The 10,546-nt window shown below is 61.5% G+C and carries 11 protein-coding genes and 1 pseudogene; 6 read left to right on the top strand and 6 right to left on the bottom strand.

Annotated elements, in window-relative coordinates:
- Both AC1DO7_RS35375 and AC1DO7_RS35370 read left to right on the top strand, forming a co-directional pair.
- Positions 1-357 (top strand): CoA transferase (locus AC1DO7_RS35375; protein ID WP_477117181.1); only part of this gene is annotated, 357 nt, incomplete at its 5' end.
- Positions 358-465: 108 nt separating this feature from the next.
- Positions 466-1,284, top strand: a complete 819-nt coding sequence (locus AC1DO7_RS35370; protein ID WP_441619933.1) for an HpcH/HpaI aldolase/citrate lyase family protein — start codon at positions 466-468, stop codon at positions 1,282-1,284.
- A 48-nt stretch (positions 1,285-1,332) separates the two neighbouring features.
- Here AC1DO7_RS35370 and AC1DO7_RS35365 read toward each other — a convergent pair whose 3' ends face one another.
- A complete protein-coding gene (locus AC1DO7_RS35365; RefSeq protein ID WP_441619935.1) occupies positions 1,333-1,884 on the bottom strand; it encodes a hypothetical protein in 552 nt (183 codons plus the stop codon).
- 268 nt (positions 1,885-2,152) lie between these two features.
- Between AC1DO7_RS35365 and AC1DO7_RS35360 the strand changes: the two genes are divergently transcribed.
- The 3 genes and pseudogenes from AC1DO7_RS35360 to AC1DO7_RS35350 all read left to right on the top strand — a co-directional run.
- Positions 2,153-3,001, top strand: coding sequence for an HTD2 family dehydratase (locus AC1DO7_RS35360; RefSeq protein ID WP_441619937.1), 849 nt, complete (start codon positions 2,153-2,155; stop codon positions 2,999-3,001).
- A 22-nt stretch (positions 3,002-3,023) separates the two neighbouring features.
- Positions 3,024-4,184, top strand: coding sequence for an acyl-CoA dehydrogenase family protein (locus AC1DO7_RS35355; RefSeq protein ID WP_441619939.1), 1,161 nt, complete (start codon positions 3,024-3,026; stop codon positions 4,182-4,184).
- A 38-nt stretch (positions 4,185-4,222) separates the two neighbouring features.
- A pseudogene (locus AC1DO7_RS35350) lies at positions 4,223-4,402 on the top strand (CoA transferase); the annotation flags it as partial.
- Positions 4,403-4,500: 98 nt separating this feature from the next.
- On the opposite strand, the gene AC1DO7_RS35345 reads toward AC1DO7_RS35350, so the two are convergent.
- From AC1DO7_RS35345 to AC1DO7_RS35325, 5 genes are read right to left on the bottom strand one after another with little or no spacing between them, the layout of a single operon-like run.
- On the bottom strand, positions 4,501-5,481 hold the full coding sequence (locus AC1DO7_RS35345; protein WP_441619941.1) for a Bug family tripartite tricarboxylate transporter substrate binding protein: 981 nt from the start codon (positions 5,479-5,481) through the stop codon (positions 4,501-4,503).
- Positions 5,466-6,473, bottom strand: coding sequence for a tripartite tricarboxylate transporter substrate binding protein (locus tag AC1DO7_RS35340; RefSeq protein ID WP_441619943.1), 1,008 nt, complete (start codon positions 6,471-6,473; stop codon positions 5,466-5,468). The genes AC1DO7_RS35345 and AC1DO7_RS35340 overlap by 16 nt, the downstream gene beginning before the upstream one ends.
- Before the next feature lie 59 nt (positions 6,474-6,532).
- Positions 6,533-7,600 (bottom strand): hydroxyacid dehydrogenase, encoded by a 1,068-nt coding sequence (locus AC1DO7_RS35335; protein ID WP_441619945.1) that lies wholly within the window; start codon positions 7,598-7,600, stop codon positions 6,533-6,535.
- Positions 7,597-8,274 carry an RraA family protein gene (locus AC1DO7_RS35330; protein ID WP_441619947.1) on the bottom strand — a complete coding sequence of 226 codons (678 nt, stop codon included), beginning with the start codon at positions 8,272-8,274 and terminating at the stop codon, positions 7,597-7,599. The genes AC1DO7_RS35335 and AC1DO7_RS35330 overlap by 4 nt, the downstream gene beginning before the upstream one ends.
- A gap of 40 nt (positions 8,275-8,314) precedes the next feature.
- On the bottom strand, positions 8,315-9,583 hold the full coding sequence (locus AC1DO7_RS35325; RefSeq protein WP_441619949.1) for an alpha-hydroxy acid oxidase: 1,269 nt from the start codon (positions 9,581-9,583) through the stop codon (positions 8,315-8,317).
- A gap of 86 nt (positions 9,584-9,669) precedes the next feature.
- On the opposite strand from AC1DO7_RS35325, the gene AC1DO7_RS35320 reads away from it, so the two are divergent.
- Positions 9,670-10,546: LysR family transcriptional regulator (locus tag AC1DO7_RS35320; protein ID WP_477117180.1), on the top strand; the 877-nt coding region annotated here is incomplete at its 3' end.

The following is a 10,546-nucleotide window of genomic DNA, read 5'->3' as shown; positions in this document are numbered from 1 at the left end:
AATTCACTCCGTGCCAAGAGCCGTGTGGCGCTTACGGAAATCATCACCGCTGCATTTTCCTCGCTGACTATCGATGCGGTCGTGGAGCGCCTGGAGCGCGCGCAGATTGCTAACGCGCGCATGAACGATATGAAGGATGTCTGGAATCATCCGCAACTCAAGGCGCGGGAGCGCTGGACGTCGGTCCAATCACCGGTAGGGGTCATTCCCGCATTGCTCCCACCCGGGATTCCGCAATCTTTCGAGCCGCGGATGGATGCGATCCCCGCGCTTGGCCAGCACAGCGAGAACATTCTTCGTGAACTCGGCTACACCAGTGATGATGTCGCCCGCTTGACCAGCGAAGGCGCAATCTGACGTCATGCTCTGCCGCGAACTGACGCGGCCCACTCAATTCGCTCTGCCTCTTCACGCCTCGTTCGGGAGGGAGGGGGCATGCGCGCGTGCTCACTGGAATCTGACCAAATGGCAACCATCACCTCTGCTCGTTCCTATCTCTTTGTGCCGGCCAATCGCCCCGAGCGCTTTGCCAAGGCCCACGCCTGCGGCGCAGATATGGTGATTCTTGACCTTGAGGATGCCGTTTCTGCTGAGGACAAGGACCGGGCCCGGCACCTCCTGGCGGACTACCTGGCAACCGGCGGCTCTGGAATGGTACGAATCAACGCGACGCAGACGCAATGGTTCGAGGGCGACGTCCGTGTGTGTCGCGAGGGCGGAGTCCGTGGCGTCGTTCTGCCGAAGGCGGAAAGCGCGGCAGATGTTGCGCTGGTGGTGAGGCATCTCCCTCCGGGCGTCAAGGTTCTCCCGCTTGTCGAGACCGCCAAAGGCATGGCCAATGTGAGCGAGATTGCTGCTGCGTCCGGGGTAGAGCGACTTGTATTCGGAACCGTGGATTTCCGGACTGAGCTTGGCATCGAGGGCGATGACGAGGAATTGCTCTACTTTCGTTCAATGCTCGTCTTAGCCTCGCGGGCTGCGGGGATTGCTTCGCCAGTGGATGGGGTGACGGTATCCATCTCCGATGTGGATGAACTGCGCAGGGCGAGTGAGCGCGGTCGGCGGCTGGGATTCGGGGCAAAGCTCTGTATCCATCCCGCGCAGGTTTCTGGGGTGAACGACGCCTATCGGCCTACCGCAATTCAGTTGGACTGGGCGAAGAAGGTTCTCGCGCGAGCCAAGACCAGCCCGGGCGCCTTCCAACTCGACGGAGAAATGGTAGATGCACCGGTCATCATGCGCGCGTCGGACCTGCTAAGGCAGGCCGGCGAGCAGCCGGATTGAAGGCATCCATCTTGTCTTTCACGCGCACTCCGCATTGCATTCTAGGAACTACAGTCCATCGTCTCTCAGGCGTGCGGCTGTCTGGAGCGAGACGCCAAACCAATCGTAGAACGACGCTTCCAGGTCGCCTTTGCTACCCCAGCCCACTCTGTCACGCAGGTCCGCGACGGAGAGCTCGAACTGTATCGACTCGAACAGCGCGCGCATGAGACGTTGCGTCCGGCATATATGCGTGAAGGCCATGCCTTGCGTGAACAGAGCGGTCCGGATCCGCTCGGGCGTCGTGCTCAGCGCATGAGCAACCGTGTGCGCATTCCAGTTCTCCTGCGGATGGTGAAAGACCGTTCCCGAAATCATGTCCCGCAGAAGCGGCGCCCATGAGGGTGTTTCCGCGCCTGGGTGCGATGGGCCCAGGGCAATTTCCTTTGGGTTCCCATCGGCGAGTTCCAGATAACAGCTGGACGCGAAAAACACGCTGCCGCCGAGTTGCAGGTCGATGGATTCGAAAGCTGGAATGTCGATAGCACGGTCCGTTCGCATAGTGCGCGAAAAGCCGCGTCGCGTAAGGACATGTTCGCCGTGACAGGAGGTAATCCGCATGGGAAATGCCGGCACGAGTCTGTGGAGCGCCACTCGGGAGCGACAACGAATCTGGACGCGCATGGGGTTTGCTGAGTCGGATGGTTTGAGCCAATCTTGGCCACAGTTTCGCGCTACGTAAATCCGATTTTTCCGAACGCGCCATTCGGATAAGCGCATGCTCGATGTTTTCTGTGCAGCCGAAAGGCTCGTTCCGAACTTGCGAATGGGAAGTTGCCTGTAGCCCGTGCATAGTGGGAGCCTAGGAAAACAGACCGAAGAGACGTTCATGGACACTGCCAAGCTGAAGGAGTGGGTCGGTAATTCAACCGAGTCCCACGACGAGATAACCGCGTTCCCCGTCAAGGCGCTCTCCGCGACCGTGGACCGTGAAGACCCCGCACCGGTTCCCGGAGACGCACTCGCCCCTCTCTGGCATTGGCTGTACTTCTTGCCGTTGCACAGGCAGTCGGAGCTGGGCGTTGACGGCCATGCCAAGCGAGGCGGCTTCCTGCCGCCGGTGCCGCTGCCGCGACGCATGTGGGCTGGCGGGCGGTTGCGGTTTCATCAGCCCCTGCGCGTAGGTGAGACGGTATCGAAGAAGTCCACCATTCTGGACGTGAATGCCAAAACAGGGCGGACGGGGTCGCTGGCCTTCGTTACCGTGGAGCACCAGTATTCCGGGGCGCAGGGTCTTGCGGTGACCGAAGAGCATGACATCGTCTACAGGGAAGAAGCCTCGCCAAATGCGACGGGTCCGGAGCCGGTTGCTGCGCGTACCGACGAAGACTGGTCTCGCGAAGTGGTGCCAGACCCAGTGCTGCTGTTCCGATTCTCCGCCCTGACCTTCAACGGTCACAGAATTCACTATGACCACCCGTATGTGACTGCTGTCGAGCACTATCCTGACCTCATTGTGCACGGCCCGTTGTTAGCCGTGCTGCTCCTTGACCTGGTGCGCAGGAACTTGCCTGACGCCACGGTCAGCAGTTTCTCCTTCAAGGGAGTTCGCCCCACCTTCGTGCCCCAGCGTTTTTACGTCTGCGGGAAGCGAAGCGTGGACGGGAAGTCTGTTGAACTGTGGATTCGCCAGGATGGCGGTGCCCTTGCGATGACTGCTACTGCCGAACTTGGCTAAACGAACTTACAGGGAGACTGTCGTGCTGAACAAAGTCGATGAACATCAAGAAATCCGCGAAGCTATCCGCGATTTGTGTGGTCAGTTCTCTTCGGAGTACTTCCGCAAGATTGACGAAGTCCGGGGTTATCCGGAAGAGTTCGTCAATGCACTGACGACCGCCGGCTGGCTAGCTGCTCTGATTCCCGAGGAGTACGGCGGGTCGGGTCTCGGCCTGACGCAAGCGTCGGTCATCATGGAAGAAATCAACCGCGCCGGGGGCAACTCCGGCGCGTGCCACGGGCAGATGTACAACATGGGTACGCTCCTGCGCCATGGCTCGGCAGCGCAAAAGAAGGAATACCTTCCGAAGATTGCGAGCGGAGCATTGCGCCTGCAATCGATGGCCGTTACGGAGCCGACGACCGGCACCGATACGACAAAAATCAAGACTACAGCGGTGCGTAAAGGCGACAAGTATGTCGTGAACGGGCAGAAGGTCTGGATTTCGCGTGTCCAGCACTCCGACCTCATGATTCTGCTGGCGCGGACCACCCCGTTGGCGGAATGCAAGAAGAAGTCAGAAGGGATGTCCATCTTCCTCGTGGACCTGCGCGAAGCCATTGGGAACGGCATGACGGTCCAGCCCATTATCAACATGGTCAACCATGAGACCAATGAGCTCTTCTTCGACAATCTGGAGATTCCGGCGGAGAACCTCATCGGCGAAGAGGGCAAGGGGTTCAAGTACATCCTGGATGGTCTGAACGCCGAACGTACGCTGATTGCAGCTGAGTGCATCGGTGACGGCTACTGGTTCATCGACAAGGTGACCAAGTACGTCAACGAGCGCGTGGTGTTCGGTCGCCCCATCGGCCAGAATCAAGGCGTCCAGTTCCCCATCGCCAAGGCATTCGTCAATGTGGAGGCGGCAAGTCTCATGCGCTTCAAGGCTGCCAGGCTGTTCGACGAGCATCAGCCCTGCGGCGCGGAAGCTAACATGGCCAAGCTGCTGGCAGCCGATGCATCCTGGGAAGCCGCCAACGCCTGCTTGCAGTACCACGGTGGCTTCGGCTTCGCCGCGGAATACGATGTAGAGCGCAAGTTCCGCGAGACGCGTCTTTATCAAGTTGCGCCGATTTCGACAAACCTTATCTTGTCGTATGTCGGCGAACACATTCTTGGCATGCCAAGGTCGTTCTGACAAACGAAGGGGGCTCGGATGCCGAGTCCTCCTGCTAACTTGCGGCTCGCGAATGCAATGACGGCGAAGGCCAGGTGGTGGAGGTCGCGCTGTACGAGTTGGTGTTCAACATGATGGAGAGCCTCGTGCCGGAGTTCCCGGCATTTGGTGCAGTTCGCCAGCCAGCAGGCAGCAGTCGTCCCGGAATTGCACCGGGCAACGCGTACCGATGTCAGGATGTCCGACGCCGAGCGCCAACTCTCGGTTGGCTGGCTCGCCGGCGAGGGACGCGGCGTCAACGCCGGCGTCCCAAGCCATTCCCATTGTCGAGTCTTCTCTAGTCCGCCTTTGCCCCGGAGATGCGAACTTGTTCTGCAGCGATAGGCATCTGCTTCTTGACGAAGGTCCAGTACGCATCGACACCCATCGGCTCGACTGGCAATGAGCCTTGCTCCGAGAACTGCTTTTGAAGCTCAGGGTCTCGCAATGCTTGGTTCAGCGCAGCGTTTAGCTTCTCCAGCGCCGGCCTTGGCGTGTTCGCTGGCGCCACCAACCCGTACCAGGAATCGGTATAGAACGCCTTCACACCGGCTTCGTCGAAGGTTGGCACGTCGGGAAGCGCTGGCAGTCGCTGGTGCGCGGCAACAGCAAGCGGACGAACCTTGCCAGAGCGGATGAAGGGAAGCGCTCCCGTCGTGATGACGAAGTCGACTCGGCCGGCCATCAGGTCGGTCATTGCAGGGGCGGTGCCTTTGAACGGGATGTGTGCTATGTCGACGTTGGCCAGCTTCCTGAACACCGCGCCCGCGAGATGCTGGCTTGAGCCGACACCGCCTGAGCCGAAGTTCAGCTGACCAGGCTGAGCGCGCGCCTTTTTAATCAGTTCCTGGACAGAGCGATAGGGAGAGTCTTTGGGAACGAGCATCACGCCCGGTGAGGTCGTAATCAGGCCAATCGGCGCAAAGTCCTTGATCGGGTCGTGGTTCAGCCGGCTGTAAAGCGCGGAATTCAGGCCGTGCGAGGCGACCGTGGCAAGCATGATGGTGCTGCCATCCGGTTTCGCGCGAGAGGCGACATCCGTGCCGATGTTGCCGCCCGCCCCCGCACGGTTGTCGATGACGATGGACTGCCCCAGCGCCTTGGACATTTGCGCAGACACCAGACGGGCAACGGCGTCCGAGGGGCCACCCGCAGGCCATCCGACGACCATGGTAATCGGGCCGGGCGGCAACGCCGTCTGCGCCAACAAGAGAGTGGACCAGGCGAGTGTCGCGGAGCCAGCCGCTGTCCGGAGAAGCCGACTTACATTTCCTGCCATGGCATCTCCTTCCACAGTTGACGGAAGCCCGCCTCACCTCGCTCGAGTTCAGCGCCATACGCGGCAGGACCAAGGTAGCGCAGCGGTGCAAACATGGCATCGGCTTGCTGCTTGAACTGCGGGTCCGCGGCAACCTTCGCCATGGCGGCGACAAGCTTCTTCCTTACCGGTTCCGGCAGGCCCTTGGGCGCGGCGAGCCCGCGCAAGGATGCCAGCTCGATGTTGTAGCCCTGCTCGCGGAAGGTTGACACATTGGGCGCAAGTACCGCGCGTGCAGCTCCCATCTGTCCCAGGAACTTAAGTGGCGTGCCACCCTTCTGGTACGCCAATGCCTCGCCCACATTGATGGCGCCAATCGTAATCTGTTGACCAGTCAGGGCGCCACGGACTTCGCCGGCGCCCTTGTAGCCCACGTGCGTCATCTTTACGCCGGAAGCCTTTTCAAACAACAGCATGGCGAGATGGTCGTCTGAGCCCACGCCCGTGGTGCCTACAGTGACCGCGCCCGGGTTCGCCTTGGCGTACTTCACGAGCGTGGCCAAAGAATCGATGTTGCTGGACTGGCTGACGGTGAATGCGCCCGGGTCGTCCACCAGGTTGCCGATGAGGTCGTAGCTCTTCCAGGTGAACGTTGTCTTGCGCTCAATCGGAATAGTCAGCAGGTTCGGCGTGTTGATGAAGCCGATGGTGTAGCCGTCCGGTGCGGCGCGTGCCAGTTCGGCAAAGCCAATGGCGCCACCCGCGCCTGGCTTGTTCTGGACCACAATGGTTGCGCCTAGCTCCTTCTCGAGATGTCGTGCAAGCAAGCGGGCAACCAGGTCGGTGCCGCCGCCAGGAGCGTACGCGACAATCATCTCGATTGGGCGATTCGGCCATGGTGCGGCTTCGGCCCTGGCTGCGACTGGCGCCAGAGCGCCAACCATGCCGGCGAGCGAGCACGCAGCCAGGAGGACGGATAGACGCCGACGACGGGAGTCGGGAGTGGGATGCATGGGTTTGGTCTCCTCGCCGGCCCTCATGAAGCCGGCGTATTGTTGTGGCTATTGCTTAGTCAGTTGGCGGCAGCGAGCAAGGCGGCCTCTATCCGTTGCCTCGCTCTGGGCCAGACTTCGGGATTCACAAGGCGCTCGGGCTTCTCGCCTGTTGCGAGCAGCTCCACGATTTGCGTGGCGGCCAACGTCGCGTTCCTGCGACGAGCGTCATGCGTTACTCCGGCCGTGTGGAAGGTGGCAACGACGTTCTCAAGGGTCAGGAGCGGATGGCCTGGCGGTGGCGGTTCCTGGTCCCAGACGTCCAGACCGGCTCCGGCAAGATGGCCGCACGACAACGCGGCATATAGGGCCTGTTCGTCGTGGATGCCGCCACGCGCCGTACTGACGAATATGCTTCCACGGCGCATTGTCGCGAAGGTGTCGGCATTCATCATCCCCAGGGTGCTGGCGTCCCGGGGACAGTGCAGTGAAACAATGTCAGCGGTGCGCAGCAACTCGCCGAAGGAGACAAACTCGGCGCCTCGCCTGGCCATCTCCGCACTATCGAGAAGGGGGTCATAGCCAATCACGCGCATGCCGAAAGCACGGCCAAGTGCTGCAGCACGACTTCCTGCATGTCCGACCCCGACCAGACCCAGCGTGCGCCCGCGTAGTTCGTGGCCCATCAGGTCTTCGCGGCTTCCTGTGCCATGCGCTTTCATGCGGCGGTCGGATTCGGCGATGCGTCGCATGACGGACAACATCAATCCCATTGCCATTTCAGCCACAGAATCGGCGTTTCCGCCGGCCTGGTTCATCACGGCAACGCCCGCCGCCGTGCAGGCATCGATGTCAATCGTGTCGCAGCCGGACCCGCTTGATGACACCGCGATGAGATTCGGGCAACGCGCAAGCAGTTCCGCGGTAACGAACCAGCGTCGGGGCAGTTCGTCCTTGGCGGCCGTAATCTGGTACACGTGTGCCTGAGACAGGCGTGCCCAAGCCTCGTCGTCGGCGCCTTCGCGTTGGCATGTGTGCAGACTGACGCCTGGGTGTTCGCCCACAATCCGGTTAAAGGCGGGGTCGAGCCAGTAGTCAAAGCGCACTACCTGACGCTGCCCTTGAATTGTTGTGATGGACTGGCTCACAGTACCCCCTTGTCAACCAGCGAGCGGTCCACCCAGGCGCGGTCCGCGCGGCCCTGTGCAATCGATTCAAGAATGCGGGCTTCGGTTCGCTGTACCTCTTCCACGTGGACCGCTATCGCTTCGGCTTCTTCGGCGGGAACCACCAGCAGTCCATCACCATCGCCAATAATCAGGTCGCCAGGTCGGACCACCATGCCGTCGATGGAGACCGGTACGTGGAGCTCACCCGGACCATCCTTATAGGGGCCACGGTGCGAGACACCGCGCGCGTAGACAGGCAGTGGCTCCTTGCCAATCGTGTCACTGTCGCGAATCAAGCCATCGATGACAAAGCCGGCGGCTCCGCGCGAGATTGCGAGCGCAAGCATGATCTCGCCGATGATGGCATTGGGTCCCACGCCACCCGCATCTACTACGATAACGTCACCAGGGCCAGAGAGGTCAATCGCCTTGTGGACCATGAGGTTGTCGCCCGGACGCGTGCGAACGGTAAGCGCTCGTCCGACCAGGTTGCCATCGCGGCGGTGAAACGGGCGCAGCTGACTGGTTCCGGTCGTGCGGCTCATCGCGTCGCTGACATTGGCGACGGGGAAATTCCGGTACCGTTCCATCAGCGAGGAACTGACAAGGTGTGCGGGACGCGGGTGGATGCGAAAACCATGCGGCGAAGTCATTGTTCTGTCTCCTGTGTCGGCCGTGAAGGGCCTGTTGGAATCAATTGGAAGTTGCAACTCGGTTAAGAAGGGGGCGCTGGATGCAATGCGCATCAACATCTGTCACGCGAGTGATGCCCAGCATGGCCAGGTCGCGAGAAATCTCGGCTCGCATCAGGTCGATGCCATGTGCAACGCCATGGCGGGAACCGACCGTCGCCGCATAGGCGAACGGTCGTCCAATGAAAACGCAGCGGGCACCCAGGGCGAGTGCCTTGATGACATCGGTGCCGCGACGCACGCCACTGTCGAGCATCACAGGCAGTTGCGGGACAGCCTCGACGATTTCAGGCAGGGCTCGCATTGAAGCGATGGCGCCATCAAGCTGTCTGCCACCGTGGTTGGACACGATGATGCCGTCGACGCCGTGCTGATGAGCGAGGCGCGCATCTTCTGCGGTCAGGATGCCCTTGACGACTAGCTGCCCCCGCCAGCGGCGACGGATGGTCGCCAGGTGGTCCCAGGTGAAATGGGCGCGGTCCGAGAAATCCCGCAGCACGTCGCGCGAGACGATGGGTGCACCGCGGTGGGCGTAGGCGTTCTCGAAGTGCGGCACGCCGTGGCGCAGCAGGGTTCGGGCGAAGGTGCCGAGCAGCCAGCGCGGATGGGTGATTCCTTGCCAGGCAAGGGCTGCACTAGGCCGTAGCGGCGTGGAAAAGCCCGCGCGTGCGTTGTTTTCGCGGTTGCCCGCCACGGGCGTATCCACTGTGATGACGAGGGTCTCGACCCGGGCCGCTTCAACCCGCGCAAGCAGGCCTTCGATGTGGCGCATGTCACCGGGCAAGTAGGCCTGGAACCAGGTCCCTGGAGCGGCTTCCATGACCTCTTCGAGCCGAATCAGGGACGAACCGCTCATGATGGCCGGCACGGACGCCTGGCAAGCTGCCTGGGCCATGATGACGTCCCCGCGGTACGCGAACAGCGCGGAGATGCCCATGGGTGCGAGACCGAATGGCGCGGCATATCGCTGGCCGAACAAGGTTAAGCTCAGGTCCCGCGTAGAGACGCCGACCAGCACGCGTGGTCGCAGTGCGATTTCCTCGAACGACCGTCGGTTCTGACCCAGGGAGATGTTGTCCTCGACCGCGCCGCTTACGTAGGCGTACAGCGGCTTGGGCAGCCGCTTGCGAGCCAGCGGCTCGAAGTCCTTCAGCGACAACACCTGCTGCTTCAGCCAGGCGATGTCGTGGTCACTTGCTTCAACCGTATCCTTGCCACCGGGTTGAAGTGCAGTAGTCTGTGCGGCCTCGTCGAGGGGAGCGGCTGACATGGGAGCGATTCCTATAGGTTGGAGCAAATCTAACAACCTGCACGCAACGATAAAAGCGAAAAATAACGAAGATATAATTTCGCTTTTTGGAAAATATCGACCATCGGTCGTTGGGACTTGCCATGACGCTTAAGCAACTCGAAGCTTTCTACTGGGCGGCAACCTGCGTGAACTTCACGGTGGCGGCGGAGCGCGTCCACCTGTCGGTCTCGTCTCTCTCAAAACGGATTGCCGAGCTGGAGGCGTCATTGGGCGTAGCGCTGTTCGACCGCAGCGGGCGAAGCGCCGAGCTGACCGTCCAGGGCGAGCAGATGCTGCCGCAGATTCGCGCGATGCTGCACGCCGCCGCAGAGTTGCGGCAATCGGCGGGGCAGCGTCAGGGCTTGATTGGACGATGCCGTATCGGCTTGGGCGAGTTGAGCGGACTTACCTGGTTGCCCAAGCTCGTGCGTGAAGTGTCGTCACGCCACCCGGGCCTATTGCTGGAGCCCCATCTCGATATCGGGCAGGTCCTTGAGCAGCGCCTCCATGACGGGGAGCTGGATATCGGCGTTCTCGCCGGGCCGTCCACCCGCAGCAGCTTGGCAGCCGAGAGGATTGGTCAGGTGGACTTTGCGTGGGTCGCTAGCCAGTCGTTCCTCCAGATGGCCGGCACTGACGAACCGCGGGTGCTCATGGGAGCGCAGACGTTGCTGACGCTCCCCGTTGGTGCCGGGGGGACGAGAGTGCTCGACCAATGGCTGGCGCGCCGTGGGCTCATGGTCGGGCGGCGCCTGATGTGCAATAGCTGGGGCGCTGTCGTTGGAATGCTGGTTGAAGGGCTCGGTTTCGGATTCGTTCCGAGGTTGTGGGCTGACGCACTTGTCGAACGGGGAGCACTCCGAATCTTGCCGGATAGCGACGCTCTGGAGCCGCTTCACTATGCAGTGCAGTGGCGCCGTGATGACACCCGGCCGTTGATTC

The sequence above is a fragment of the Cupriavidus sp. 05N40 genome, from assembly GCF_056397305.1.
This window is presented reverse-complemented; position numbering and strand designations above follow the sequence as displayed.

What these genes read in the sequence shown, in the direction of transcription:
- AC1DO7_RS35360 (WP_441619937.1), top strand. Translation starts at nt 2,153, where the DNA reads ATGGACACTGCCAAGCTGAAGGAGTGGGTCGGTAATTCAACCGAGTCC.
- AC1DO7_RS35365 (WP_441619935.1), bottom strand. Translation starts at nt 1,884, where the DNA reads ATGCGGATTACCTCCTGTCACGGCGAACATGTCCTTACGCGACGCGGC.
- AC1DO7_RS35325 (WP_441619949.1), bottom strand. Translation starts at nt 9,583, where the DNA reads ATGTCAGCCGCTCCCCTCGACGAGGCCGCACAGACTACTGCACTTCAA.
- AC1DO7_RS35345 (WP_441619941.1), bottom strand. Translation starts at nt 5,481, where the DNA reads ATGGCAGGAAATGTAAGTCGGCTTCTCCGGACAGCGGCTGGCTCCGCG.
- AC1DO7_RS35340 (WP_441619943.1), bottom strand. Translation starts at nt 6,473, where the DNA reads ATGCATCCCACTCCCGACTCCCGTCGTCGGCGTCTATCCGTCCTCCTG.
- AC1DO7_RS35370 (WP_441619933.1), top strand. Translation starts at nt 466, where the DNA reads ATGGCAACCATCACCTCTGCTCGTTCCTATCTCTTTGTGCCGGCCAAT.
- AC1DO7_RS35330 (WP_441619947.1), bottom strand. Translation starts at nt 8,274, where the DNA reads ATGACTTCGCCGCATGGTTTTCGCATCCACCCGCGTCCCGCACACCTT.